This window comes from Bradyrhizobium huanghuaihaiense, from assembly GCF_025200885.1.
GTDB lineage: Bacteria > Pseudomonadota > Alphaproteobacteria > Rhizobiales > Xanthobacteraceae > Bradyrhizobium > Bradyrhizobium huanghuaihaiense.
The window spans coordinates 1,715,555-1,742,246 of the sequence record NZ_CP104172.1 but is presented as its reverse complement, the minus strand read 5'-3'; the positions used below and the strand labels follow the sequence as shown (position 1 = coordinate 1,742,246).

Here is a 26,692-nt window from a genome sequence, read left to right as displayed (position 1 = left end):
GTGCGCGACGCACGGCCTTTTTTCATGTCGGAGATCGATGCACTCAGTAGATCGTGCAGGCGGTATCCGGGCTGTAATAGACGCAGGTCGACTGGCGCGGCCTCGTATAGGCGACGTCACTCAGCGTGATCGCGCTCTTCAGCGCATAGCCGACCGACGGCGTGTAGGTGTAGCTGACCTCGCTGAAGATCAGATAGGTGCCACCGATCGCCAGCGTCGTGGGAATCGTCACCGCGGACTTCGGCGTCCGTGGCACCGATCCCTTGCTCCACTGCACATGCGCTTGCAGAGTCGAGGGATCGACATAGAGCTCGGTGATCGTCGCCGAGACCGGCGAGGTGGCATAAGGCGTCATGATGCCGGTCGAGGCAGCGAAGAAGTTGGTCATGTCGGTATCGCCGACCGACGTCGACTGCGAGGTGAGGTCCGACAGCGTCCGCGCCATCAGCGTCACCTTGCGATCGATTGCCACCGCCGACGAGAACTCCACCGTGCCGAAAAACATCACCAGCATCAGCGGCACGACCACGACGAATTCGGTGGCCGCAAGCCCCCTGCTATCGGCGAGGAATTCGTACGCGGTCAGACGCGTCGCCTGCCACAATTTCGCAATCGCCTGCATCGTTTCGCCCGATCACTTGTCCTGTTGTTTGAGCATGATCTTGCCGGAAAACCGCTACGCACCTTTCCGGATCATGCTTTAGTAAGGCTCGTTCTTGAACGCGGCCGTGGCCACCAGCAGTCGCTTGCTGCCGGTGAGATTGGCGATGTTGTACCCGAGCCCGGTGACGAACAACGGCCACTGATAGAACAGCCGCACCACCACGATGTCGCCGGCGCTGCCCGGGCTGTAGCTCATGCTCGTGTCGAAACCTCCGGAGCCGTCGATGTGGCTCGACAACGTCACTGCAGAGAAGGACGAGTAGCTCGTGACGTCGACATAGAGCTTGCTGCAATCGAACAGCGCCGGGATCTGGCTGCAGACGTAGGTCTTGAACGTTGCTTGCGTGCACGGCGTGCCGACGCCGGACACCGCGCAGGCGGTCACCGAACCCGATTGCGCCTGCCCGGTCAGCACCACCCGCGCAGAGTTCTGCGTGATGGTCTCGAGCACCTGGCTCGCAAAGAACATGAGCGCCGTTTCGATGATGGCGAACAGCAGCGCGAAGAAGATCGGCGCGACCAGCGCGAACTCGACGGCCGCGGAACCGCGGCGATTGCCGCGAAACCGACGCAGCACGGTTCGGAACGTGAACCTCACAGGTGCAGGCGATGGCATCGCGTCAAATTTCCCCAGCCAGCGGCGATCATCCGCTCAATGAAATAGCTAAAACTGATTGTTTAAGTGTTGCAGGCCGGCCGCGGCCGGCGACGCGCGCCGTTAAGGGGTCGTTAACCAGGGACCACCCGAGGCGCGCGGAAGAAGGGCGCAGGAAGAAGAGCTCGTCCTCGCCGGTGCAGGTGCCCGGACCACACGATCCCGCCCAAGCACCTCGCCGATCTGACTTACTAGTTGGTCTTGCTAGTTGGCTTGCTAGTTGGTCTTGGCGCCCGCGCCGGCGTTGCCGCTGGCATTGCTGCTCAGCGAACCGGCCTGGCCCATCGTGGTGTTGAAGTAGTTGTCGCTGTCGCCCAGCGTCACGCGGCGCTGGCAGAGCGGCAGGCAACTGTAGGACTCGCGCTCAACCCCGCGATAGACGGTGACGAGCCGATCGCTCGGACCTTCGACCTGGATCTGGCGGTCGACCAGGATCTCGCCGGCCCGGTCCAGCGCGATGAAATTGGTGGCGCCGTAGCCCTTTCCAGTCACGACGATCATGCCGCCGGGCTGGAGCGTGACGTCGGCGATCAGGGGATTGCCGACCACGATGGTCGCCACCTTGCCGGGCAGCCGGACCAGCTTGGCCTGGTCGACATTGACGGCGATGGTATCGGCGGTGGGTTCGGCAAGGCCGGCAGAAGGCAATGCCAGCACCGCAGCCGCAACCAGAAGACAGACGCGCGCATGGCGGCGCAGCAGTTCTTTACGCATACTCTTACCCCCGGGACGTCACAAACCGGCAGAAGCGATCAGATACAGCGGAGCCGGTGCCCGACCCCGCTAACCTGCCCTCAATTCGTGAACGTTCCGCAAATTCGCCTTCTATTGTTTGAACGGACTGACGATTTGCCGCTCTGGAGCCCCCTAAAGCGCGATGAGATTGGGATGAATCGTCATCGCGCTTTAGGTTGTTGTTTACGCATGATCTTTCCGGAAAACCGCTTCGCACTTTTCCGGATCATGCTTTAGCGGCGGAACGGATAGGCAAGCTGCCCTCCGATCTCCTTCGGCATGGTCGCTTCGTCCTTGCCGTAGTCCTGCGGCAGTTTCCCCTCCGGCATGCGGAAGGTGCCGAACAGCACGTCCCAGATCGGAAACGTCCCGGCGAAATTGGTGTCGCCACCGTCTTCGAGCGGGGTGTGGTGCCAGCGATGGAATACCGGCGTCGCCAGCACATATTTGAACGGCCCGAACGTCCAGTTCAGGTTGGCGTGCACGAAGGCCGAATGGAAGGTCGTGAACGGGGAGACCCAGATCATGACGTTCGGGGAGATGCCCGCCATCAGCAGCACGACGTCGACCCCGATCGTGCCGAGCACGAGATTGACGGGATGGAAGCGGGCCGCCGAAATCCAGCTGATCTCCTCGGAGGAGTGATGGATCGCGTGGTACTTCCAGAACTCGCCGCCATGGAAGAGCCGGTGCAGCCAGTACAGCATGAAGTCCGACAGCACCAGGAACAGCGCGGCCTGCATCCAGAGCGGCAATTGCGCCAGCGGGCCGTGGCCGTTGTCGTAGAAGGCGATGAGATCGTCGGCGTCGTGGATGTTGAAGAAGACGCCCGCCCCAACGATCAGGAGCCCGATCCGCATGGTCCGGGCGAATACGGGGACGAAGAACCAGTAGCAGATGTCGGTGACGATCTCCCGCTTGCGCCACCACGGCAGGCCGGGATTGCAGGCCCAGAAATGCTCGAGCACCGTGAAGACCAGCGCGAGCACGAAAGTGACGGGGACCACCTTCGCAATGGTCTCGCCGAGCATCAGGGCGACTTGCATGGGCAGGCTCGACATCGTCGCCTCTCTTCCGAATTGCTGGTCCTCTTACGCCTACTCCGCGAAATTTAAGGGAGGGTGAAGCCGGCGACGCAGTTACAGTGCGTCCGGAACCGGAGCGAATTTCGATGGGTGCTTTAAGGTGAGATTCACTCTGGGCAAAAGCATCGCGCAGCAATTGGGTTTACACGATCGAATTAACTCTACCGAAAGAGCTCGGCTCTCATGGTCATCGCGTCAACGACAGCGCCGAACGAGGCGATCCCACCCAAGATGGAGTTTGTTCATGAAGAACTTGATTGCGCGTTTCGCCAAGGATGAATCCGGCGCCACTGCCATCGAATACGGCCTGATCGCCGCCGGCATCGCGCTGGCCATCATCACCGTCGTCAACAATCTCGGCAGCACGCTGAACACCAAGTTCGGCTCGATCAGCAGCTCGCTGAAGTAAGCGACCGACAAACGACGGCAAAAGCCCCGGACCTCCGGGGCCTTTGTTTTTCCGAGTACGGCGAGTTCCAGTGGCGTTGCGAAAGTACAGAACGGATGCCGCGGTTGCGGCGAGCGAGGCGCAGGCGGCGCCGACCGGCTCGCCGGCCTATTGGGTGTGCCTTGCATTGCTGCTCGCAACGGTCGCACTCGCGGCGCGCATCGCCAGCCTCTGGTGAGCGGGCCGCTACGGGGTTCTCGCTGCCGCCATTGTCGGTTTGTTTAGCACTGCCGGCTAGCATCGCGCGACGGCAGATCCCGCGACAAACCCAGGCCTCAAGACGCAGCCCATGATCCTCGACCTTGCGCGCCTCATGATCTTCCCGGCCCTGATGGCGTTCGCGGCTGCGAGCGATCTCTTCACGATGACCATCTCGAACCGTGTGTCGCTGGCGCTGGTCGCGGGCTTCTTCGTGCTCGCCCTTGCCGGTGGCATGGCACCTTACGAGATGCTCACACATGTCGGCGCCGGCGCGCTTCTGCTGGTCGTGGCCTTCACGTGCTTTGCGATGGGCTGGGTCGGCGGCGGCGACGCCAAGGTCGCGGCCTCCGTCGCGCTCTGGTTCGGCTTCGCGCACCTGATGAACTTCCTGCTCTACGCCTCGCTGTTCGGCGGAGCGCTGACGCTGCTCCTGCTCCAGTTCCGGCAATGGCCGCTGCCCTACGGCCTCGCGGGCCAGGCCTGGCTTGCACGGCTGCACGCCAAGGAGAGCGGCATTCCCTACGGCATCGCGCTCGCGCTGAGCGCGCTGATGGTCTACCCGGAGACCGAATGGGTGAAGGCGATCGACCTCGCTCACCTCGCACTGCGCTGAACGCCCTGGGTAAACCCGGCGTTAAGCCGATTTAGATACGCCTCATTAACCATGCTTTGACGAATAGCTGGTCAACTGCCGATTACGGCGGCGGCAGCGTCGCGGCGTTTTTGTTGGAAAGTGAAGCGTATGAATAGGGCACGCATTGTCGTCCTGACGGTCGCCATCTGCGCCGGCGGCGTCGCCGCGTACCTGGCGAGCGGCTCGGACAATTCTGCGCCGCCTCCAGCGGCTCCGGTCGCGCAGCTTCCGACCGTCGACGTGCTGGTGGCCAAGAACGACATCGGTCTTGGCCAGACCGTCAAGCCTGAAGACGTGCAGTGGCAGACCTGGCCGGCCGCGACCGCCAGCGCCACCTTCATCCGCCGCAACGAGCGCCCGGAGGGCGCGACCCAGGTGACGGGCTCGATCGCGCGCGCCCCCTTCATCCAGGGTGAGCCGATCCGCGACCAGAAGCTGGTCAAGGCCGAGGGCTCCGGCTTCATGGCGGCGATCCTGCCCACCGGCATGCGCGCGATCTCGACCGAGATCTCGCCCGAGACCGGCGCGGGCGGCTTCATCCTGCCCAACGATCGCGTCGACGTGCTTCTGACCCGCCGCCTCAAGAACCCGGACCAGAGCAGCGGCGCTCCCGATCTCATCACCTCCGAGATCATCCTGGCCAACATCCGCGTCCTGGCGATCGACCAGGCACCGAAGGAGAAGGACGGCCAGAACGCGGTGGTCGGCAAGACCGTCACCCTCGAGCTCAATCCCGCACAGACGGCGACGCTATCCGCCGCGCGCCAGAGCGGCACGCTGTCGCTGGCGCTGCGCAGCATCGTCGACGTCAAGATGAGCGAGATCACGCTCGATGATTCCGCACAGAAGCGCGATGGCGTTTCGATCATTCGCTACGGCATCCCGAGCGCGACGGCAAAGGCACGATGAGGGCAGTCGATATGAAATGCAGGGCAGATTTGACGACGATGCGAACCTCCGTGGTCCGCGCCCTGTCGTTTTCGGCCGCCCTCGCGCTGGTGCTCAACCCGGCGCTGACCCCCGTGGTCGCCGCCGACTACCGCCCCGTGGCGCCGGCCGCCGCCGACGGCCAGATGAACGCGCGCTTCCTTTCGCTCGGCGTCGGCAAATCGATCGTGATCGACCTGCCGCGCGACATCAAGGACGTGCTCGTCGCCGACCCCAAGATCGCCAATGCGGTGGTGCGCTCGGCGCAGCGCGCCTACATCATCGGCGCCTCGGTCGGCCAGACCAACATCGTGTTCTTCGATTCCGCCGGCCAGCAGATCGCGGCCTACGACATCGCGGTCAAGCGCGACCTCAACGGCGTGCGCGCCGCATTGAAGCAGGTCCTGCCCAATTCCGACATCCAGATCGACGGGCTCGGCGAGGGTGTCGTGCTGACCGGCAGCGTGGCGAGTCCGATGGAGGCGCAGCAGGCCAACGAACTCGCCGCGCGGCTCGCCGGCGGCGCCGACAAGGTGGTGAACTCGATCGTGGTCCGCGGCCGCGACCAGGTCATGCTGAAGGTGACGGTGGCCGAGGTCCAGCGCAACATCGTCAAGCAGCTCGGCATCGACCTCTCGGCGAACCTGAACTACGGCACCTCGGTGGTGAGCTTCACCAATTCCAACCCGTTCACCGCCCTTGGCCACAATCTCGTGGACGGCAACAGCCTGACCACAAAGTTCGGCGCGACGCCTTCGGTGCAGGCCACCCTGCGCGCGATGGAGACCGCCGGGGTGATCCGGACGCTGGCCGAGCCGAACCTGACCGCGATCTCCGGGGAATCGGCGACCTTCATCGCCGGCGGCGAATTCCCGGTGCCGGCGGGCTATGCGTGCGATCCCACGACGCATGTCTGTACCACCCAGATCAGCTTCAAGAAGTTCGGCATTTCGCTCAACTTCACTCCCGTTGTTCTGACCGAGGGCAAGATCAGCCTGCGCGTGATGACTGAGGTCTCGGAGCTTTCGAACGAGAATTCGATCACGCTGTCGCAGGCCGTGACCTCGACGTCGGTGAACTCGGTGACGGTGCCCTCGATCCGGACCCGCCGCGCCGAAACCTCGCTGGAAATTCCCTCCGGCGGCGCAATGGCGATGGCCGGCCTGATCCAGCAGCAGACCAAGCAGGCGGTGAGCGGACTGCCGGGCCTGATGCAGCTTCCGGTCCTCGGCACGCTGTTCCGCAGCCGCGACTTCGTCAACAACGCGACCGAGCTGGTCGTGATCGTGACGCCCTATGTCGTTCGCGCAGCAGCGCCGAAGGACCTGTCGCGACCGGATGACGGCTTCGCCGCGCCTGCCGACCCGCAGGCCGGCCTGATCGGCAACATCAACCGCATCTACGGCGTGCCTGGCCGGACCGAACCGGCCCAGAACTACCGTGGCACCTACGGCTTCATCACCGACTGAGGCGGAACGGGGACTTCACGATGATCACAAGACCACCCCAGCTTCGCCAACGCGCCATCCGCTTCGGTGGCGCGCTCGTCGGCATCGCGCTTGCGCTCGGCGGCTGCCAGCACGACGAGGTGATGACCGCCTCCATCCCCGACGACTACAAGCAGCGTCACCCGATCGCGGTCGAGGAGCAGAACCGCTCGATCGTCGTCTTCGTCGGCCACGCCCGCGGCGGATTGACCGCCGCCCAGCGCGCCGACGTGATGGGCCTGGCATCGGCCTGGCTGCACGAAGGCACCGGCGCCATCCATATCGACGTGCCGTCCGGCACGCCGAATACGCGCCCGGCAGCGGAATCGATGCGTGAGATCCAGGCCATGCTGGCGGCTGCGGGCATTCCCCCGCGCGGCATCATCACCCGTCCCTACCAGCCGACGGACAAGCGCTTCCTGCCGCCGATCCGGCTGACCTATTCCAGGATCGCCGCAGTCGCGGGTCCCTGCGGCCTGTGGCCGGAGGACATCGGCCCCTCGATGAAGAACAAGAGCTGGTTCGAGAACAAGGACTATTACAATTACGGCTGCGCCTATCAGCGCAACATGGCCGCCATGGTCGACAACCCGGCGGACCTCGAGCAGCCGCGTTCCGAAACGCCGTCCTACACGACGCGACGCACCGCCGCGTTCGAGAAATATCGCAAGGGAACTCCAACCGCGGTTATCTATCCTGACGCCGAAAAGGCCAAACTCAGCGACACCGGCAAATGATCAGTTACGCTCGCCAGTCACAAGAAGAGCAGCCGGAAGCATCGCTCCCGCCGGTCGAGGAGCATATTGCGCCCGCGCCGCGCGTGTCGGTCCAGGCCTTCTGCGAGACCGTCGAGACGGCTGCCGCGGTGCAGTCGGCCGGCGAGGATCGCCGCCTCGGCAAGGCTCACCTGAAGATTCAGATGGGGGGCATGGCCGCCGCGATCGAAGCCTACCGCTCGGCGCCCACGCCGAACGTGATCGTGCTCGAGAGCGACGGCCGCAACGACCTCTTGGGCGGCCTCGACCAGCTCGCCACCGTCTGCGACGCCGGCACCCGCGTGGTGGTGATCGGCCGCATCAACGACGTCACGCTCTATCGCGAGCTGGTGCGTCGCGGTGTCAGCGACTACGTGCTCGCGCCGGTCGGCCCCATCGACGTCGTGCGCTCGATCTGCAACCTGTTTTCCGCACCGGAAGCCAAGGCGGTCGGCCGCATCATCGCGGTGGTCGGCGCCAAGGGCGGCGTCGGCGCATCCACCATCTCCCACAACGTCGCCTGGGCGATCGCACGCGATCTCGCGATGGACGCGGTGGTCGCCGATCTCGACCTTGCCTTCGGCACCGCCGGGCTCGACTACAATCAGGACCCGCCGCAGGGCATTGCCGACGCCGTGTTCTCGCCCGATCGCGTCGATACCGCCTTCATCGACCGTCTGCTGTCGAAATGCACCGACCACCTCAGCCTGCTGGCGGCGCCTGCCACGCTCGACCGGGTCTATGATTTCGGCACCGACGCCTTCGACGCCGTGTTCGACACGCTGCGCTCCACCATGCCGTGCATCGTGCTCGACATCCCGCACCAATGGTCGGGCTGGACCAAGCGCGCCCTGATCGGCGCGGACGACATCCTGATCGTGGCGGCGCCGGACCTCGCCAATCTGCGCAACACCAAGAACCTGTTCGACCTGCTGAAGGCCTCGCGCCCGAACGACCGGCCGCCGCTCTACTGTCTGAACCAGGTCGGCGTCCCCAAGCGGCCCGAAATCGCCGCCACCGAGTTCGCCAAGGCGATCGAGAGCCAGCCGGTCGTCTCGATCCCGTTCGAGCCGCAGATCTTCGGCTCGGCAGCCAACAACGGCCAGATGATCGCGGAGATCTCTGCCAACCACAAGTCGATCGAGATGTTCCTCCAGATCGCCCAGCGCCTGACCGGCCGCAGCGAGACGAAGAAACAAAAGTCATCCTTGCTTTCACCCCTGATTGAGAAGTTGCGGGGAAAATAAGCCGCCGCATGGAGTCGTTAAGTGTTCGGTAAGCGTAGCGGAACAGACACCGATCTTCGGGCCCCCAAGCCCGGCGCCGTGTCGCCAGAGCCTGCCCCGGCTCCGGCGCCGACGGTGTCGCGCGCGCCGCCCCCGCCGGCCGTCGCCTCGCCGCCGCTCGCCCCGATCAAAGCCCCGCCGCCTCCTCCCATGGAGAACCGGCGCTCGGACAATTATTACGAGGTCAAGGCGACCATCTTCGGCGCGCTGATCGAAGCCATCGATCTCGCCCAGCTCGCCAAGCTGGACTCCGAGTCCGCGCGCGAGGAAATCCGCGACATCGTCAACGAGATCATCGCGATCAAGAACATCGTGATGTCGATCGCCGAGCAGGAGGAGCTGCTCGACGACATCTGCAACGACGTGCTCGGCTACGGTCCGCTGGAGCCGCTGCTGTCGCGCGACGACATCGCGGACATCATGGTCAACGGCGCCAACACCGTCTACATCGAGGTCGCCGGCAAGATCCAGCGTACCGGCATCCGCTTCCGCGACAACCAGCAGCTCCTCAACATCTGCCAGCGCATCGTCAGCCAGGTCGGCCGGCGCGTCGACGAATCCTCGCCGATCTGCGACGCACGCCTCGCCGACGGCTCCCGCGTCAATGCCATCGTGCCGCCGCTGTCGATCGACGGGCCCACGCTCACCATCCGCAAGTTCAAGAAGGACAAGCTGACGCTGGATCAGCTCGTCAAGTTCGGCGCGATCTCACCGGAGGGCGCCGAGATCCTCCAGATCATCGGCCGCGTCCGCTGCAACGTGCTGATCTCCGGCGGTACCGGCTCGGGCAAGACCACGCTGCTCAACTGCCTCACCAACTACATCGAACACGACGAGCGCGTCATCACCTGCGAGGACGCCGCCGAGCTCCAGCTGCAGCAGCCCCACGTGGTGCGGCTCGAGACCCGCCCGCCCAACATCGAGGGCGAGGGCCAGGTCACCATGCGCGAGCTGGTGCGCAACTGCCTGCGTATGCGTCCTGAACGGATCATCGTCGGCGAAGTCCGCGGACCCGAGGCGTTCGACCTGCTGCAGGCCATGAACACCGGCCATGACGGCTCGATGGGCACGCTGCACGCCAACAATCCGCGCGAGGCTCTCTCGCGCTGCGAATCCATGATCACGATGGGCGGCTTCTCTCTGCCCTCGCGCACCATCCGCGAGATGATCTGCGCCTCGATCGACGTCATCGTCCAGGCGGCGCGCCTGCGCGACGGTTCGCGCCGCATCACCCACATCACCGAGGTGATGGGCATGGAGGGCGACACCATCATCACCCAGGACATCTTCGTCTACGACCTGGTCGGCGAGGACGCCAACGGCAAGATCATCGGCCGGCACCGCTCGACCGGCATCGGCCGTCCGAAGTTCTGGGAACGCGCCCGCTATTACGGCGACGAGAAGCGCCTTGCCGCCGCGCTGGACGCTGCGGAAGTGGCGCCGACGAAATGAGCGGGTCAGCGACGTCATGAACATGCAGGTTCTCGCCCTCGCCTTCCTCGCCACCGCCGCTGTGGGCGGCATCGCCTGGGTCTTCCTCTATCCGTTGCTATCAGGAGAACGGCAGGCTGAGAACCGCCGCGCCTCGATCGCACGCGCCGACGCGCCGGCAGCCAAGCAGACCGAAAAGAGCCAGCGCTCCCGCCGCGAGCAGGTCGAGAGCTCGCTCAAGGATCTCGAGGCACGGCGTCAGCAGGAAAAGAGCGTTCCGCTCAGCGTCCGCCTGTCACAGGCAGGGCTGGACTGGACACCGCAGAAATTCTGGATCGTGTCCGCCGTCGTGGCGGGCGTGCTGTTCGCGGCCGCCATGTTCGTCGGCGGCGGCCTGCTCGGCGCCGCCGGCCTTGCCTTTGCCGGCGGCCTCGGCCTGCCGCGCTGGGCACTCGGCTTCCTGAAGAAGCGTCGCGAAGCCAAATTCCTGAAGGCGCTGCCCGACGCCGTCGACGTGATCGTCCGCGGCATCAAGGCGGGCCTGCCGCTGTTCGAATCGATCAAGGTCGTCGCCGCCGATTCGCCCGAGCCGCTGCGCAGCGAGTTCCTGGCGATCATCGAGACGCAGGCGATCGGCATGCCGCTCGGCGAAGCCTGCTCGCGCCTCTACGAACGCATGCCGCTGCCGGAAGCCAATTTCTTCGGGATCGTCATCTCGATCCAGCAGAAGTCGGGCGGCAATCTCTCCGAAGCGCTCGGCAACCTCTCCAAGGTGCTGCGCGACCGCAAGAAGATGAAGGAAAAGATCCAGGCGATGTCGATGGAAGCCAAGGCCTCGGCCGGCATCATCGGCTCGCTGCCGCCGATCGTGATGTTCCTCGTTTATCTCACGACACCGCACTACATCTCGCTGCTGTGGACCCATCCTACCGGCCAGCTCATGCTGGTCGGCTGCGTCATCTGGATGTCGATCGGCATCCTGGTGATGAAGAAGATGATCAACTTCGATTTCTGACGGTGGCGTATGGTCGAATTTCTCGTTTCGAAACTTCATGACGTCCGCTTCATGACCATGCTGCTGGCGGCCATCGCCGCCAGCGCCACCGTCTACACGCTGGTGATGCCGCTGTTCGCCGGCGAAGGCCTCTCCAAGCGCATGAAGGCGGTGGCAAGCGAACGCGAACGCATCCGGCAGCGCGAGCGCGACCGCCTCAACAAGAACGAAAAGGTCTCGCTGCGCCAGACGCCGAAGCAGATCGTCTCCAAGGTCGTCGAGGACTTCAACCTCACCAAATGGCTCGCGCAGGAAGCCGCCCGCGACAAGCTCATCATGGCGGGCTACCGCGGCCAGGCGCCCTACATCACCTTCCTGTTTGCGCGCATGGTCGCTCCGCTCGTGCTGTTCATGGGCTCGATCCTGTACGTGTTCCTGATCGCGCACATGGACAAGCCGCTGCCGGTCAAGATCGGTATCTGCATCGGCGCCGCCTATGCCGGCCTGCAGGCGCCGATGCTGTTCCTCAAGAACGCGATCTCCAAGCGTCAGCTCTCGATCAGGCGCGCCTTTCCCGACGCGCTCGACCTGCTGCTGATCTGCATCGAATCCGGCATGTCGGTCGAAATGGCGTTCCGGCGGGTCGCCACCGAGATCGTTGGCCAGTCGATCGCGCTGTCGGAAGAGTTCGCGCTGACCACCGCCGAGCTCTCCTATTTGCAGGACCGCAAGGTGGCCTACGAGAACCTGGCGCGGCGCACCGGGCTCGAGGGCGTCAAATCGGTGTGTCTCGCGCTTCAGCAGGCGGAACGCTACGGCACTCCGCTCGGGCACTCGCTGCGCGTCATGGCGCAGGAAAACCGCGACATGCGCATGAACGAGGCAGAGAAGAAGGCCGCCGCGCTGCCGCCGAAGCTGACGGTGCCGATGATCCTGTTCTTCCTGCCGGTGCTGTTCGTCGTCATTCTCGGGCCGACCGGCATCAAGATCTCCGAGCTGCAGTGACGCGAAAGGCGGACCGCGTGCGGTCCGCCTCGGCAATCAGGACGAGATAATGCGGGGCGATCAGTCGGACTGGCTGAGCGAGGCGACCGGCGTCCGCTTCGGCGCGCCGCGCTGGCCCTCGCTGCGGTTCAGCATGTCCTTGAGATAGGCGACATTGGCCGCGGCCTGGTCCGGCGGCAGGTCCGCCTTCACGATGGTCTCGGCCTCGGCGAAGCGGCCCTGGAGACCGACGACCAGGCCGAGATTCTGCCGCACCCGGCTACTGGCCCGCGGCGATGCATAGGCCTGCCGCAGTGCCTCTTCGGCCTTGGGCAGGTCCTTCGACAGCATGTAGGACAGGCCGAGATTGGAGAGCACGCCGGGATCGCCCGGTGCGATCTTCAGTGCGCTCGCATAATACGAGCGCGCCTCCTCGTGACGGCCCATCTGATCGAGCGCCGTGCCCTGCACCGAGAGCAGGCGCCAGTCCGGATTGTCGGGCGAATGCGCCTTCGACAATACGTCGAAGGCCTGCTGGAAATTGCCGTTGTCGGCGAGCGCGCGGCCGTACTGGGCGAGCAGCGCCTTGTTACCGGGATTGGCGATGGTCGCCTGCTCGAGCACGGCGGCGGCCTGGGCGCGCTGGCCGTTGGCGCGCAGGGCCTGGCCATAGCCAAGCGCGGCCTCGGCGTCCTTGGGATTGGCACGGTAGCCCTCGCCATAGACCTCGACGGCGCGCGCGGGATCGGTGGGCGCGGCCTCCGCGCGCGACCCGGCCGACCCGATCGAGCCGGTGACGTCGGAGAGCTTTGACATTGCCGTGCAGCCGCCGAGGCTGACCGCCACCATCGCGACGAGAGAGGCAGACGCAAGAAGCCGGGCAGGACTGAACCGTTGACGCATGACGCTTTGACTCTCGAGCGGATGGATCGAGCCGAACGCGCCAGCAATAGACTGTTAACCCTAATGGCCGGTTAACGCCGGGCCCTCATGGCGGCGTCGGTGGCGGGGCCTCGCCACCGAGCCCCAGATCGAGGCCGAGCTCCTTCATTTGCGCGTTGATGTCCCGCAGCAGTTGCAGCACCTGCGCCTCGGCCTCGGTACCCGTGCGTGGCATTCCCTGGCATTCGCGCCGGAGATCCTCACGGCTGACCACACGCCGCGCAAGGAGCTCGTCGAGCTGAAGCTGATCGATGCCGAGCACGCCGGCGGATTGCTCGACCAACCGGCGCAGCAGTAGCGCCACCGCGGCAACCGCGTCGGCGCCATGCCTGGTCCCCGACCTCGAGAACTTGCGGTCGAGATCGGCCCAGGCCTGAGAGGTGACCAGATAGGCGTGGAGCGCATTCACCGAAGCCGGCTCGCCGTCGGCGTAGAAGGCACGGCGCATCAGGAGCCGGCGCGCCAGCGCCGCCACCAGATCCCGCCTCAGTGTCGCGATTGAAGCAATCTCGATCGCCGTCTGGACGGCGGGATCGCGGGAATAATCCCGCCCTGCCGGCAGGCGGATGACGCCGTCCGGCAGGTTCGAGTCGAGCAGGCGGAAGCCGCCACCAATGCGCGGCCGCGAATGGCGCGCGATCGCAAATCCATAGTCCGAATTGCCGGCATCGGACATTGGGCCAAAATGGATGATGTTGAATCCGGCATCGTCGCCGCCCTGCCCGGTCGAGGACGGACAGGACAGCACGTAGACGGTGCGCCAGAACGCTTCACTGCCGTTGCTCCGCATCGCGCGCGGATCGGGAATCGAATAGCGGGTCAGTCCCTCGACATGCCGGTGACCGTGCAGGACCAGATCGACGTTGAGCGAGGTCGCCGCTTCAAGGAAGGTCGCGGGCGCGGCGAGATACATCAGCGGCTCGTCCGGAGCGCCGAGGAACCGCTTTGCCTCGCCGGTCGCCTGCGGCAGCGGATGATGGTGCATCGCCAGCACCCGCACCAGGTTTTCGGCCGGCTCGAAATAATCGGCGCGTCCCGCCGATCCAAGGCTGCCTGCAAGCTCGACACTCAGCCGGGCGGAATCGGCGACCATGGCGCTGTAGGAGCTCTGGTCGATCGTGCCGCTCGCCAGCGTCGTGAGGCTTGCGCGATTTGAATCCAGCAGTACCAGATCAAGGCCGGCCTGGCGGTAGTAGACGCTCTTCGAGCTCCGCGGCAGATGCAGGTAATCGTAGACGTCGTGACGGCCCGCACGCTGGCTCGCCCGCTTGACGTCGTGATTGCCGGCGACCGCCTGGATGTCGGTGAACAGCCCGGTCTGCCGGAAGGACGCGATGACCGCGAGCGCTTCGTCGAGCGCGCGCGGCGTTGGATCGTCGACGAGATCGCCGGTGATCAGCAGGATGCGATCGGGAACGTCGGCGAAATCCGCCATGCTCTCGCGCAGAGCAGTGCCAAGCGCCTCGATCGTCGCGAGCAGCCGGCCTGACCCGTCCAGATGCAGGTCGGAGATCTGCGCAATAACGAACGATCTATCCATTTTGCGCCGCTCATTGCGAATGCTGCGCCGCCCAAAACGATGAGAGAAATTGCCTTCAGAAATTGCCTTCGACGAATAGCTTGATGCCGGTCTCAGCCCGGGCAAGGATCACCCGGGCAACCGCATTCCTGCGCTCGATGCGTGCAGAAATGCACGGCACAATCTAAAATGCTCACCAATAGTGCCACAACCGCAGCGCTAGTAAAGCCCTGCGACCGCGCTCTCGTGAACGGCAGTTCTCAACGTGGATACGAGAGCTCCCGCACAGCGGTTTCGTTTCGTCCGATCAATATTCGATGGCCAGCCGCTTGCGGATTTCGTCGACGCGCTTGTCGAGCGCATCGAAGCGTGCGTGGACGGAGCGATCGTGAAGATAAAAGACGTAGCCGCCGGCAAGGAAGGCAAAGATCCAATGATGATGCTCGACATAGCCAAAGATCGCCTCGACGGCCTGGCCGATGAATGTGACCACGCTCCACAGAAATTCCATTGCATTTCCTCCCGGCAGGCCTCGCCTTTCGGCTGCCGGCGATCTCCGTACACCTGACAGCCATTGCCGGAACCTAGCATGGCCCACTTGCTGCGAGTAGCGGCTCACTGAGCGGTGACGGCAAAGCCGATTGCGGCCACGGCAAAACTCTGCGAAGTCTTCTGGAGTTCGCATGACCTGCCTGACCTGACGATCCGGACACCCGCCAATGCCCTCTGTCTTCGAGACGTCCTCAACCGCCATTCCGATCACCTTCGTCACCAAGTCGAGCTGGGAAGGGTTGCGTGAGACGCTGTCGCCGGCGCAACGCCAGTTCGCGACCGCCAGCGCTTATTCCGCCAAGCCCGGCGGTTATCTCGCGCTGCCCGCATCCGATGGGGCGATCGCACAAGTGCTGTTCGGCCTCGAGGACGAAGGAGCAAGATCGCGCGACCTGTTCCGGCCGGGCGCCCTGCCCGGCCTGTTGCCGCCGGGGACCTATCGCTTCGCCAATGCGCCGCACGATGCGCGGCTGGCGGCGCTCGCTTTTGCACTGGGGTGCTACCGCTTTTCCCGCTACCGCAAGGCCGAAAGGCCCGAGGTCCGCCTGGTGCCGCCCGACGGCGTCGACGCCGCCGAGATCGATCGCATCGCGGACGCTGCGATGCTGGCGCGCGATCTCATCAACACGCCCTCCAACGACATGGGTCCGGAGCAGCTCGCCGCGGCCGCGCAAGCGCTCGCCACCGAATTCGGCGCGAGCTTTGCCTGCACCATCGGTGAAGACCTGGAGAAGAACTTTCCGCTGATCCATGCCGTCGGCATGGCCTCCGACCGCGCACCGCGGCTGATCGATATCGGCTGGGGCGATCCTGATCATCCCAAGGTGACGCTGGTCGGCAAGGGCGTGTGTTTCGACACCGGCGGGCTCGACCTCAAGCCGTCGAGCGGCATGCTGATCATGAAGAAGGACATGGGCGGCGCCGCCAACGTGCTGGCGCTGGCGCGCATGGTGATGGACGCGAGGCTGAAGGTGCGGCTGCGCGTGCTGATCCCGGCGGTGGAAAACGCGGTCTCCGGCAACGCCTTCCGCCCGCTCGACATCTTTACCTCGCGCAAGGGCATCACGGTCGAGATCGGCAACACCGATGCGGAAGGACGTCTGGTGCTCGCCGATGCATTGGCATTGGCGGACGAGGAGAAGCCAGATCTGCTGATCGATCTGGGCACGCTGACCGGTGCCGCGCGCGTCGCGCTGGGACCGGATTTACCGCCCTTTTACACCAATGATGAGACGCTGGCCGCCGAGGTCGCGCGCTGCGCGGTGAAGGAGAACGATCCGTTGTGGCGCATGCCGCTGTGGCCCCCTTACGATGCGTGGCTTGATTCCAAGACCGCCACCATCACCAACGCGCCGTCAGGCGGTTTTGCCGGCTCGATCACCTGCGCGCTGTTCCTGCAACGCTTCGTCGAGCAGGCCGGAAGCTGGCTCCATGTCGACATCTATGGCTGGACACCGTCGGCAAAACCGGCGCGGCCCGAAGGCGGCGAGTGCCAGGCCGCACGCGCCATCTACGCCTTGTTGAGCGAGCGCTATGCGTGATCCAGGATACGATCCAAGGCTGACGCCGGCGCGGGGCGACCTCGCCGCCAAATACCTCGAAGGCAAGGTCGAGGCGGACCGCTTCGTCGAGGGTGAAGAGTTCGAGGTGGTCGAACCGATCGCTTCCGTGCGCGAGCAGTCGTCCTCAGGCGCGATGCTGATGACAGAGGCACTGCGCGGCGAGCGCGTCACGGTCTACGATCGCAACGGCGAAGGCTGGGCCTGGGGCCAGCTCAATGCCGACGGTTATGTCGGCTGGCTGCCGGATGCCGGGCTGATGAAACCGGCGGCCGCGCCGACGCACAAGGTCGGCGCGCTGCGGACGTTGGCCTTCCCCGGTCCTTCCATCAAACTGCCGCCGGCCGCCACGCTCGTACTGGGCTCGAAGCTCGTGGTGGCACGCGAGGACGGCAGCTTCGCCGTGACGCGCGACGGGACCTTCGTGCCAAAGACGCACCTCGTCCCGCTTGATCATCGTGAGCCGGATTTCGTTGCTGTCGCCGAGCGCTTCATCGGCACGCCCTATCTGTGGGGCGGCAAGAGCAGCCTCGGCATCGACTGCTCGGGCCTCGTGCAGGTGTCGTTGACCGCTTCCGGCATCGGCTGTCCGCGCGACAGCGACATGCAGCTGGCGGGACTCGGCCGCGCACTCGAGACACATGAGCGGAGCAAGCTGCAACGCGGCGACCTGATCTTCTGGAAAGGGCATGTCGCCATCGTGCGCGATGCCAGCACCATGGTTCACGCCAACGCGCATCACATGGCCACGGTGATTGAGCCGATCGAGCCGGCGATTGCGCGGATCAAGCAGGCCGGCAGCGAAGTCGCGGCGATCAAGCGGCTGTAGGGTTGGGCCCGAAGCGGATCCGCATCTGATGGATCTCAGACATCGCTATGCTGCTTCGGCACGTTGCCGGTGCTGGTCTTCGGCTTGGAAATCGGAGGGATGCAGCTGCCGAAGCGTGGATCGAGCGGATCGTAACGCGACCTCGTTCTCGCGACGATATACAGCGCCGCCAGCGCGAAGGAACCGAGCAGCAGCAGTATCCACGCAGGTGGCCGGCTTGCGATCAAGAGCACTGTTGCTCCAACCAGCAGCAAGGCAACAGTAACCGAAGACAGCTTCAAAACCATCACCGCCTCCGCGGCAAGTGCTTGGGTCGGATATTACCGCGTATGTCGATATATTTGGGCGAAGCCGACTGCGACACTCCAACGCAGATAGCCAGAAGTCTCGTACGTTCCCCAGGCTCATTTCCAGGGAACACGCGCACGATCATTCGGGCGACTAACAGGCACCTCGCGGCGCAGCTACGGAACAACGTTACAACTGAGAGATTTGCGGAACGAAACGCGCCGTCGATCTTTCTCTGGCTTAGAGAGGTCCCATGAGTTCTCAGGCCAGAGAAGGCGCGTGTGCATTCGCTTGGCGGAACTATTTGCTGCTCCATAGCGGCATCAGCGAGAATGATAACAGGCGTTCCGCCCTCGACCGCTACATCGCCAATCTTCGCGATATCGGCGAAGATGACTTCGATCTCTTGCAAATAGCCGCAGTCGCTTATTTGAAAAAATTGGATGAACTGCATGACGACCAATGCGCGCGCCTCGCGGCAGACCAAGTCTTGGCCGAGTGCTTGGAAGCACGCATTCACAACCGGAGAGGTGACTTTAGGCCATAACACCCAGAGCGAAGGAACGAATACGATGGCAGACAAGATCCCTACCGCAAACGATCTCGCGCGCGATCCACAACGGCGCATCGCCGCAACGACAGCAATCGGCATGAATGCCTTGAAGCCGATAATCCACTTTCAGGCCTCGATGCTGAGGATGTGGGCCGATAGTATCGAGAAGTTCGCGGGCAATTACGAAAAGAAGCTGGAAGAAACAGCGACCACGGTCGAGGAACGCGACAAGGAACGCGCCGCGTAGATCAACTCGACTGGTAGGTGCAAACCCGCTTTCGCTACAAACAGAAGCATCCCAGGGGACGCGCTACGCGCGCCCCCTGAATGACGAACGTTATGTCGCCACTGCCCCGTTGCCCGCCGTCTCCAGCCGGAACGCCGCCGCAAACAAGGCGCGCGTGTAATCCGTCTTCGGGTTCTTGAACAGCTCGGCGGCCTGGCCTTCCTCCACCACCTTGCCACCGCGCATCACGATGAGGTGGCTGGCGAGCGAGGCGACGACGCGCAAGTCGTGCGAGATGAACATGTAGGTCAGCTCGCGCTTGCGCTGGAGCTCGCGCAGCAGTTCCACCATCTGCGCCTGGAACAGCATGTCGAGCGCGCTGGTCGGCTCGTCCAGCACGACGAAATCCGGCTCCAGCACCACCGCGCGCGCGATGCTGATGCGCTGGCGCTGGCCGCCGGAGAATTCGTGCGGATAGCGGAAACGCGTATCCGGATTGAGCCCGACATCCTCGAGCGCCTTGACGACGCGCGCCTCGCGTTCCTCGCCCGACAGCTTCGGCTGATGCACTGAGAGGCCTTCGGCAATGATGTCGGCGACCGACATGCGCGGGCTGAGCGAGCCGAACGGATCCTGGAACACGATCTGCATGTCGCGCCGGAAGGGGCGCATCTCCTTGAAGCGCAGGCCCTGGATGTCACTGCCGAGGAACACGATACGGCCGTTCGAGGAGATCAGCCGCAGCAGCGCCAGCCCCAGCGTGGTCTTGCCCGAGCCTGACTCACCGACCACGCCGAGCGTCTCGCCCTTGCGCACGGTGACGCTGACGCCGTCGACCGCCTTGATGTGGCCGACCGTCTTGCGCATCAGGCCGCGCTTGATCGGAAACCACACTTTCAGGTCATCGGCCGACATCACCACCGGCGCATTCGGCTGCGGCGGCGCCGGATCGGGCTTGGGCTCGGCCGCGAGCAGGTCGCGCGTATAGGGATGCTTCGGGGTCTTGAAGACCTGCTCGACCGGCCCCTGCTCGACGATCACGCCGCCCTTCATGACACAGACCGTGTCGGCGATACGGCGCACGATGCCGAGATCGTGGGTGATGAAGAGCAGGCTCATGCCGAGCCGCGAGCGGATCTCGGCGAGCAGCGCCAGGATCTGCGCCTGCACGGTGACGTCGAGCGCCGTCGTCGGCTCGTCCGCGATCAACAGGTCCGGCTCGTTGGCGAGCGCCATCGCGATCATCACGCGCTGGCGCTGGCCGCCGGAGAGTTGGTGCGGATAGCTCTTCAGCCGCGTCTCGGGCTCGGGGATGCCGACCTGCGTCAGCAGCTCCAGCGTCCGCTTGCGCGCCTCGGCATTGCTGGTCGGATTGTGCAGCTGGATGATCTCGCCGATCTGCGCCTCGATCGTGTGCAGCGGATTGAGCGAGGTCATCGGCTCCTGGAAGATGATCGAGATGTCGCTGCCTCTGATCTCCCGCATCTGCTGCTCGGACTGGTCGATCAGCTCCTGCCCCTTGAAGCGGATGCTGCCCGAGGGATGGGAGGCATTCGGATACGGCAGGAGCTTGAGAATCGACAGCGCGCTGACCGACTTGCCAGAGCCGGATTCGCCGACCAGCGCAACGCATTCGCCGCGCTTGATCTGGAACGAGACCTTGTCGACCGCGAGCGTCGTCGCGCCGCCCTGGTGGAAGGCCACCGAGAGATCGCGCACGCTGAGCAGGGGCTGGTTGATCGCGTCCATTGGCCTTACCTGAACGTCTTGCGCGGATCGAAGGCGTCGCGCACGGCTTCGCCGATGAAGATCAAAAGCGACAGCATGATCGCGACCGAGAAGAAGCCGGAGAAGCCGAGCCAGGGCGCCTGCACATTGGCCTTGGCCTGCGACAGCAATTCGCCGAGCGAAGGCGATCCCGGCGGCAGGCCGAAGCCGAGGAAATCGAGCGCCGTCAGCGTCATCACCGAGCTCGACACGATGAACGGCAGGAAGGTCATGGTCGCGACCATCGCGTTCGGGAGCAGGTGGCGGAACATGATGACCGGGTTGGAGACGCCGAGCGCCCGCGCCGCCTGGATGTATTCGAAGTTGCGCCCGCGCAGGAACTCAGCCCGCACCAGACCGACCAGCGAGACCCAGGAGAACAGCAGGAGGATGCCGAGCAGCACGAAGAAGCCGGGCACGAGCACCGAGGACAGGATCAGGAGAAGATAGAGCGAAGGAATCGCCGTCCAGATCTCGATGAAGCGCTGAAAGATGAGGTCGACCCGGCCGCCGAAATAGCCCTGCACCGCGCCCGCCGCGATGCCGATGATGGACGAGACGATGGTGAGGCAAAGGCCGAAAAGCACGGAGATCCGGAAGCCGTAGATCAGCCGCGCCACCACGTCACGGCCCTGATCGTCCGTGCCGAGCCAGTTGTATTCGAGATCGCGGCAGCTCTTCAGCCCCTTCTTCTCCACCACCGGCTGGCATTGCTTCTCCGTCAGCATCCAGGTCGGCGGCGACGGCGCCGGTGTCGGCAAGTCGAGATTGTGCGTGTCGTAGGAGTAACGGATCAGCGGCCAGACGATGGTGCCGCCCTTGTCCTTGATCAGCTTCTGCAAATAGGGGTCGCGGTAGTCGGCCGCCGTCTCGAAATCGCCGCCGAAGGTCGTCTCCGAATAGGTCACGAAGGCGGGCCAATACAGGCGGCCGTCGAACTTGATCAGGAACGGCCGATCGTTGGCGATCAGCTCCGCGAACAGCGAGACCACAAACAGGATGATGAAGATCCAGAACGACCAGTAGCCGCGGCGGTTGGCCTTGAAGTTCTGCCATCGCCGCTTGTTCAGCGGCGATGGGGCGAACGGCTTGCGCGTGATCGGAACGACATCGCCGAGCGGCGACTTCGCTGTGGTTTCGATCGGCGTCGGCGCGGTGATCGTCATCAGACCTCCCGTGCCTCGAAATCGATGCGGGGGTCGATCCACATATAGGTCAGGTCGGAGATCAGGTTGATCACGAGTCCGACCAGCGAAAAGATGTAGAGCGTGCCGAACACCACGGGATAGTCGCGGTTGAGCACGCTCTCGAAGCTGAGCAGCCCCAGTCCGTCCAGCGAGAAGATGGTCTCGATCAGAAGCGAGCCGGAAAAGAAGGCGTGGATGAAGGTCCCGGGGAAGCCGGCGATCACGATCAGCATGGCGTTGCGGAAGACGTGGCCGTAGAGCACCCGGTTCTCACTGCAGCCCTTGGCGCGCGCGGTCATGACGTATTGCTTGCGGATCTCGTCCAGGAACGAGTTCTTGGTCAGGAACGTCATGGTGGTGAACGCACCTAACCCCATGGCGATCAGCGGCAGCGTCAGGTGCCAGAAATAATCGATGATCTTCCAGTACCAGGGAAATTGCGACCAGCCGTCCGAGGTCAGTCCGCGCAGCGGGAACCAGTTGAAGAACGAGCCGCCGGCAAACAGGATGATCAGGAGGATCGCGAACAGGAAGCCGGGAATGGCATAGCCGAGCACGAGCACGGTCGAGGTCCAGGTGTCGAACCGTGCGCCGTCGTTCACGGCCTTGCGAATGCCGAGCGGGATCGAGATCAGGTAGGTCAGAAGCGTCAGCCAGATCCCGAGCGAGATCGAGACCGGCAGCTTCTCCTTGATGAGCTGGAGCACGCTGACGTCGCGGAAATAGCTCTTGCCGAAATCGAAGCGGGCAAAGTTCCACACCATCAGCGCGAAGCGCTCCGGTGCCGGCTTGTCGAAGCCGAACTGCGCCTCCAGCTTCTTGATGAAATCAGGGTCGAGACCCTGCGCCCCGCGATATTTCGAGTTGATGGCATCGCCGCCGGCACCGACCTGCCCCGGCGCGCGCTGCGCAAAATCACCACCGCCCGAAATGCGCGACGTTCCGCCAGTGTCGGCACCCGAGAGCTGCGCGATCACACGCTCGACCGGACCGCCCGGCGCGAACTGCACCACGACGAAGGAGACGAAGAGGATCCCGAGCAGGGTCGGGATCATCAGAAGGAGACGGCGGGCGATATAGGCGCTCATGATTATTTCGTCTGCTCGAGCTTGGCCGCCCTGGCGCCATCATACCACCAGATGTCGGGAGCACCGACACCGTTGGCGTAACGCGGCAGCTTCTGGGGGTGACCGAACTGATCCCAATAAGCCAGCCGGTGCGTCTTGTTATACCATTGCGGCACCCAATAGCGGCCGGCGCGGAACAAACGATCGAACGCACGGCAGGCGACGGTCAGTTCCTCGCGGCTGTCGGCGGCCATGAGCTTCTCGACCATGGCGTCGATGGCCGGGCTGGCGACGCCCGCGAGATTGTAAGAGCCCTTGGTGTTCGCAACCTGCGACGAGAAGAATGCGCGCATGGCATCGCCCGGCGTCGCCGACATGCTGAAGCGCTGGATGGTCATGTCGAAGTCGAAATCTTCCTGGCGCGCCTTGTGCTGCACGGCGTCGACGACGCGCACGCTCGCCTCGATGCCGAGAGTGCCCAGATTCTTGATGTAAGGCGCGTGGTGCGGCTGGAACGAAGGCTCGTCCAGCAGGAACTCGATCTTGAACACCTCGCCGTTCGGCAGCACCCGCTTGCCGTCCTTGATCGGCACGCCGGCCTCGTTCAGCAGTTGCTGCGCCTTGCGGAGCAGGCTGCGATCCTGCCCGGAGCCGTCGGAGACCGGCGGGGTAAACGGCGCCGCGAACACATCCTCGGGAACCTGGCCGCGGAACGGCTCCAGCAGCTTCAGCTCCTCCGGCGATGGAGGCTCGTTGCTGGCCATCAGGTCAGAATTCTGGAATGGCGACACCGTACGGGCATAGGCCCCGTACATGATGGTCTTGTTGGTCCACTCGAAATCGAACGCGTTGATCAGCGCCTCGCGCACGCGCGGATCCCTGAACTTGTCGCGCCGCGTGTTGATGAACCAGCCCTGCGCACCGGACGGCGTATCGTCGGGCACGACCTCCATCTTGACGCGCCCGTCCTTCACCGCCGAAAAGTCGTAGCGCGTCGCCCAGATGCGGGAGGTGAATTCCTCGCGGTAGAGATAATTCTTGCCAGTAAAGCCCTCGAAAGCGACATCGCGGTCGCGATAGAATTCGTAGCGCACGACGTCGAAATTGTAGCTGCCGCGACATACCGGCAGATCGGCGGCCCACCAGTCCTTCACCCGCTCGTATTCGATGTAACGATTGACCTCGAATCTGCCAACCTTGTACGGGCCCGAGCCCAACGGGATCTCCAGCGACGACTCGTCGAACGGGCGGGACGCATAATACGCCTTGGAGAAGATCGGCAGGCCCGCGACATAGAGCGGCACGTCGCGCGCGCGACCTTTGGCGAAGGTGACGACGAGCGTCGCATCGTCGAGAACTTCCGCACTGACCATGTCGCGCATCTGCACGATGATCAGCGGGTGCCCCTTGGTCTTCAGCGCCGTCAGCGAAAACGCTGCATCGTGGGCGGTGAGCTTGCTGCCGTCGTGGAATTTCGCCTCAGGCCGCATGGTGAAGCGATAGACCAGCTTGTCCGGCGAGATCTGCACGGATTTGGCGGCCAGCCCGTACATCGCGTCAGGCTCGTCATTTGCACGCACCATCAGCGGCACGAACGTCATGTCCATGCCTTGCGCGCCGTCGCCCTTCAGGATGTAGGCATTGAGCGAGTTGAAGGTCTGGTAGGACTGGTTGTAGGCGCGCACCGACGGGATGAGCGAGAAGGTGCCCCCCTTCGGCGCGTCCAGATTGACGTAGTCGAAATGGTGGAAGTTGGCGGGATATTTGAGATCGCCGAAGGCGGAGATGCCGTGGGCTTCGGCCGGCCCTTCCGACGCCGCCGCGCCGCGCGACAGGGCGGCGCTGAGTGCACCGCCGGCACTTAAGGCCAGCACATGCCGGCGTGAAAGCTGCGCCATGCGGAGGATATCCTTCACGATTTCTTTGCGATCCGTGCCGCCTTATCTGCGTCGTACCACCAGATGAATGGGAAGCCGGACTGACCGTACTTGGGCAGTTCCGATGGCCGGCCGAAGCGATCCCAGCGCGCGGTGCGCACCTTGGTGTAGGTCCACTGCGGCACGACGTAGTGATTCCACAGCAGCACGCGGTCAAGCGCCTTGGTGGCCGCGACGAGATCGTCGCGATCCCTGGCGTAGATCAGCCGCTCGATCAGCTTGTCGACCGCCGGATTCTTGGTGCCTGTGATATTGCGCGAGCCGGCAATATCGGCCGACTTGGACGACCAGAACTCGCGCTGCTCGTTGCCTGGCGATTGCGACTCGCCCCAAGAGTTGGTGACGACGTCGAAATCCCACTCGCGCGTCCTGTTCTCGTATTGGGTCGGGTCGACCGTTCGCACGCTCACGGCGATGCCGAGCCGTTCCAGCGACGGCTTGTAGAACAGCGTGACCCGCTCGAAGCTCGGATCCTGGTTCAGCAATTCCAGCGAGAACTGTGCGCCGGTCTTGACGTCGATCAGCTTGCGGTCGCGCACCTCATAGCCGGCCTCCTTGAACAGGCGCAGCGCCTCGCGCAGATTATCGCGCACGGCTTCGGGACTGCCGCCGACCGGATTGGTGTAGGCTGTCGTGAAGACTTCGGGCGGCACTTCGGCACGAACGGTCTCGAGGATTTCGAGTTCCTTGCCCTGAGGCAATCCGGTCGCCATGAGCTCGTCGATGCCGTCGAAATAGCTGCTGATGCGCTTGTACTGCCCGTAGAAGATCTGCTTGTTCATCTCCTCGAAGTCGAACGCGTAGTTGAGCGCACGACGTACGCGGGGATCCGCAAACTTGGCGCGGCGCAGGTTCGGGACGAAAGCCTGCATCACGCCCGAGCTGCGATTGGCGAACTCCTCGAGGATCACGCGCTTTTCTGCCACGGCCGGGAAGTCGTAGGCCGTCGCCCAGCTCTTCGCACTGTTCTCGGTGCGCCAATCGACCTGATCGGCCTTGAAGGCCTCGATCGCCACGGTGGCGTCGCGGAAATACTCGTAACGCAGCTCGTCGAAATTGTTGCGGCCGACATTGGCGGGCAGGTCGCGCCCCCAATAATCCTTGACGCGCTCCAGCGCGATCGAGCGTCCGGCGACGAATTCCTTGACCTTGTAGGGCCCGGAGCCGAGCGGCACTTCCAGCGTGGTCGCGGAGACATCGCGCTTGCGGCCCTGCGCGTCGGTCCCCTCCCACCAATGCTTCGGCAGAACCGTGAGCTGCCCCACGATCTGCGGCAATTCGCGATTGCCCGGCGCGTCGAACACGAACTTCACCTCGCGCTCGCCGACCTTCTCGGCCTTCACGACATGACTGTAATAGGCCGAATACATCGGGTGATGCTTCTTGAAGGAATCGAGCGAGAAGATCACGTCCTCGACGGTGACGGGCTTGCCGTCGTGCCATTTGGCCTGCGCTCGCAAGCGATAGGTGACGAAGGAGAAATCGTCGGGGTGGCTGACGGCTTCGGCCAGCGCGCCATATTCGGTCGAGACTTCGTCGAGCGCAGGCGTCAGCAGGGATTCGTAGATGAACGCGACCGCTCCGGAGACCTGGCCCTTCACCCCAGACACGACGATGTTGAAATTGTCGAATGTGCCGACGGCGATCTGGCGCGCGACGCCGCCCTTCGGGGCTTCCGGATTGACGTAGTCGAAGCGCTTGAAGTCGGCGGGGTACTTGACCTTGCCAAACAGCGACAGCGCATGGCGCCAAGGCAACCCATTTGAAGGCAGCTCGCTCGCCGATTGCGCCTGTGCCGCACCGATGACGGGAACGCCCGCCACGGAACCGAGGGCGGGGAGCGCTGCGGCAGCAGTGCCAGTGAGCAGGAGATCGCGTCGGGTAATGGCCAAATCAATAGTCCTGTCTTGAAGGAGGCTACTCCTTTAAGGTCCCAATATAGGCGAGGTTTCGACGGAATATGTTGCTTTTTCCTCATGTT

The 26,692-nt window shown here is 64.0% G+C and carries 27 protein-coding genes; 14 read left to right on the top strand and 13 right to left on the bottom strand.

Annotated features, from left to right (window positions below):
• Nucleotides 1–43: 43 nt before the first annotated feature.
• The 4 genes from N2603_RS08240 to N2603_RS08225 form a co-directional block, all read right to left on the bottom strand.
• Nucleotides 44–622 (bottom strand): TadE/TadG family type IV pilus assembly protein, encoded by a 579-nt coding sequence (locus N2603_RS08240; RefSeq protein WP_260388345.1) that lies wholly within the window; start codon nt 620–622, stop codon nt 44–46.
• A 78-nt stretch (nt 623–700) separates the two neighbouring features.
• Nucleotides 701–1,279 (bottom strand): TadE/TadG family type IV pilus assembly protein, encoded by a 579-nt coding sequence (locus tag N2603_RS08235; RefSeq protein ID WP_026312555.1) that lies wholly within the window; start codon nt 1,277–1,279, stop codon nt 701–703.
• A gap of 255 nt (nt 1,280–1,534) precedes the next feature.
• Complete coding sequence (locus N2603_RS08230; protein ID WP_260388344.1) at nt 1,535–2,032, bottom strand: pilus assembly protein N-terminal domain-containing protein; 498 nt, start codon at nt 2,030–2,032, stop codon at nt 1,535–1,537.
• A gap of 254 nt (nt 2,033–2,286) precedes the next feature.
• The gene (locus N2603_RS08225; RefSeq protein WP_260388343.1) at nt 2,287–3,114 is read right to left on the bottom strand and encodes a sterol desaturase family protein; all 828 of its coding nucleotides are present in this window, start codon (nt 3,112–3,114) and stop codon (nt 2,287–2,289) included.
• Between the two features lie 268 nt (nt 3,115–3,382).
• Between N2603_RS08225 and N2603_RS08220 the strand changes: the two genes are divergently transcribed.
• From N2603_RS08220 to N2603_RS08175, 10 genes are all read left to right on the top strand, one after another.
• A complete protein-coding gene (locus tag N2603_RS08220; protein WP_018646598.1) occupies nt 3,383–3,547 on the top strand; it encodes a Flp family type IVb pilin in 165 nt (54 codons plus the stop codon).
• Nucleotides 3,548–3,617: 70 nt separating this feature from the next.
• Nucleotides 3,618–3,764, top strand: a complete 147-nt coding sequence (locus N2603_RS08215) for a hypothetical protein (protein WP_167526376.1) — start codon at nt 3,618–3,620, stop codon at nt 3,762–3,764.
• Nucleotides 3,765–3,875: 111 nt separating this feature from the next.
• Nucleotides 3,876–4,400, top strand: a complete 525-nt coding sequence (locus N2603_RS08210) for an A24 family peptidase (RefSeq protein WP_260388342.1) — start codon at nt 3,876–3,878, stop codon at nt 4,398–4,400.
• 129 nt (nt 4,401–4,529) lie between these two features.
• On the top strand, nt 4,530–5,330 hold the full coding sequence (gene cpaB, locus N2603_RS08205) for a Flp pilus assembly protein CpaB (RefSeq protein ID WP_026312554.1): 801 nt from the start codon (nt 4,530–4,532) through the stop codon (nt 5,328–5,330).
• An 11-nt stretch (nt 5,331–5,341) separates the two neighbouring features.
• The gene (locus tag N2603_RS08200) at nt 5,342–6,817 is read left to right on the top strand and encodes a type II and III secretion system protein family protein (RefSeq protein WP_260388341.1); all 1,476 of its coding nucleotides are present in this window, start codon (nt 5,342–5,344) and stop codon (nt 6,815–6,817) included.
• 20 nt (nt 6,818–6,837) lie between these two features.
• Nucleotides 6,838–7,572 carry a CpaD family pilus assembly protein gene (locus N2603_RS08195; protein WP_018646593.1) on the top strand — a complete coding sequence of 245 codons (735 nt, stop codon included), beginning with the start codon at nt 6,838–6,840 and terminating at the stop codon, nt 7,570–7,572.
• Nucleotides 7,569–8,837, top strand: a complete 1,269-nt coding sequence (locus tag N2603_RS08190) for a CpaE/TadZ family protein (protein WP_018646592.1) — start codon at nt 7,569–7,571, stop codon at nt 8,835–8,837. Before N2603_RS08195 ends, N2603_RS08190 begins: the two co-directional genes overlap by 4 nt.
• 21 nt (nt 8,838–8,858) lie before the next feature.
• Nucleotides 8,859–10,328, top strand: a complete 1,470-nt coding sequence (locus N2603_RS08185; RefSeq protein WP_018646591.1) for a TadA family conjugal transfer-associated ATPase — start codon at nt 8,859–8,861, stop codon at nt 10,326–10,328.
• A 16-nt stretch (nt 10,329–10,344) separates the two neighbouring features.
• Nucleotides 10,345–11,322, top strand: a complete 978-nt coding sequence (locus N2603_RS08180; protein WP_018646590.1) for a type II secretion system F family protein — start codon at nt 10,345–10,347, stop codon at nt 11,320–11,322.
• A 9-nt stretch (nt 11,323–11,331) separates the two neighbouring features.
• The gene (locus N2603_RS08175) at nt 11,332–12,306 is read left to right on the top strand and encodes a type II secretion system F family protein (protein WP_018646589.1); all 975 of its coding nucleotides are present in this window, start codon (nt 11,332–11,334) and stop codon (nt 12,304–12,306) included.
• A gap of 60 nt (nt 12,307–12,366) precedes the next feature.
• Here the strand turns inward: N2603_RS08175 and N2603_RS08170 are convergent, their stop codons facing one another.
• The 3 genes from N2603_RS08170 to N2603_RS08160 form a co-directional block, all read right to left on the bottom strand.
• The gene (locus N2603_RS08170; RefSeq protein WP_260388340.1) at nt 12,367–13,188 is read right to left on the bottom strand and encodes a tetratricopeptide repeat protein; all 822 of its coding nucleotides are present in this window, start codon (nt 13,186–13,188) and stop codon (nt 12,367–12,369) included.
• Nucleotides 13,189–13,273: 85 nt separating this feature from the next.
• Nucleotides 13,274–14,767 (bottom strand): metallophosphoesterase family protein, encoded by a 1,494-nt coding sequence (locus N2603_RS08165; protein ID WP_260388339.1) that lies wholly within the window; start codon nt 14,765–14,767, stop codon nt 13,274–13,276.
• 286 nt (nt 14,768–15,053) lie between these two features.
• A complete protein-coding gene (locus N2603_RS08160; protein ID WP_018646585.1) occupies nt 15,054–15,257 on the bottom strand; it encodes a hypothetical protein in 204 nt (67 codons plus the stop codon).
• A 208-nt stretch (nt 15,258–15,465) separates the two neighbouring features.
• On the opposite strand from N2603_RS08160, the gene N2603_RS08155 reads away from it, so the two are divergent.
• Together N2603_RS08155 and N2603_RS08150 are read left to right on the top strand one after the other, a co-directional pair.
• Nucleotides 15,466–16,839, top strand: a complete 1,374-nt coding sequence (locus tag N2603_RS08155; protein WP_260388338.1) for a leucyl aminopeptidase family protein — start codon at nt 15,466–15,468, stop codon at nt 16,837–16,839.
• Nucleotides 16,832–17,686, top strand: a complete 855-nt coding sequence (locus N2603_RS08150) for a C40 family peptidase (RefSeq protein WP_260388337.1) — start codon at nt 16,832–16,834, stop codon at nt 17,684–17,686. Before N2603_RS08155 ends, N2603_RS08150 begins: the two co-directional genes overlap by 8 nt.
• A gap of 35 nt (nt 17,687–17,721) precedes the next feature.
• Here the strand turns inward: N2603_RS08150 and N2603_RS08145 are convergent, their stop codons facing one another.
• Entirely contained in the window at nt 17,722–17,973 is a 252-nt protein-coding gene (locus N2603_RS08145; protein WP_145832042.1) for a hypothetical protein, read from the bottom strand.
• Nucleotides 17,974–18,227: 254 nt separating this feature from the next.
• On the opposite strand from N2603_RS08145, the gene N2603_RS08140 reads away from it, so the two are divergent.
• Together N2603_RS08140 and N2603_RS08135 are read left to right on the top strand one after the other, a co-directional pair.
• A complete protein-coding gene (locus N2603_RS08140; protein ID WP_018646581.1) occupies nt 18,228–18,521 on the top strand; it encodes a hypothetical protein in 294 nt (97 codons plus the stop codon).
• 25 nt (nt 18,522–18,546) lie between these two features.
• Nucleotides 18,547–18,774 (top strand): hypothetical protein, encoded by a 228-nt coding sequence (locus tag N2603_RS08135; RefSeq protein WP_018646580.1) that lies wholly within the window; start codon nt 18,547–18,549, stop codon nt 18,772–18,774.
• Nucleotides 18,775–18,864: 90 nt separating this feature from the next.
• Here the strand turns inward: N2603_RS08135 and N2603_RS08130 are convergent, their stop codons facing one another.
• From N2603_RS08130 to N2603_RS08110, 5 genes are read right to left on the bottom strand one after another with little or no spacing between them, the layout of a single operon-like run.
• Nucleotides 18,865–20,502, bottom strand: coding sequence for an ABC transporter ATP-binding protein (locus tag N2603_RS08130; protein WP_260388336.1), 1,638 nt, complete (start codon nt 20,500–20,502; stop codon nt 18,865–18,867).
• Nucleotides 20,503–20,507: 5 nt separating this feature from the next.
• Nucleotides 20,508–21,686 carry an ABC transporter permease gene (locus N2603_RS08125; RefSeq protein WP_260388335.1) on the bottom strand — a complete coding sequence of 393 codons (1,179 nt, stop codon included), beginning with the start codon at nt 21,684–21,686 and terminating at the stop codon, nt 20,508–20,510.
• Nucleotides 21,686–22,795: a microcin C ABC transporter permease YejB gene (locus tag N2603_RS08120; protein WP_018646577.1), complete on the bottom strand. Its 1,110-nt coding sequence runs from the start codon at nt 22,793–22,795 to the stop codon at nt 21,686–21,688. The genes N2603_RS08125 and N2603_RS08120 overlap by 1 nt, the downstream gene beginning before the upstream one ends.
• 2 nt (nt 22,796–22,797) lie before the next feature.
• Nucleotides 22,798–24,672, bottom strand: coding sequence for an extracellular solute-binding protein (locus tag N2603_RS08115; protein ID WP_260388334.1), 1,875 nt, complete (start codon nt 24,670–24,672; stop codon nt 22,798–22,800).
• A gap of 14 nt (nt 24,673–24,686) precedes the next feature.
• Complete coding sequence (locus tag N2603_RS08110; protein WP_260388333.1) at nt 24,687–26,603, bottom strand: extracellular solute-binding protein; 1,917 nt, start codon at nt 26,601–26,603, stop codon at nt 24,687–24,689.
• Nucleotides 26,604–26,692: the final 89 nt, after the last annotated feature.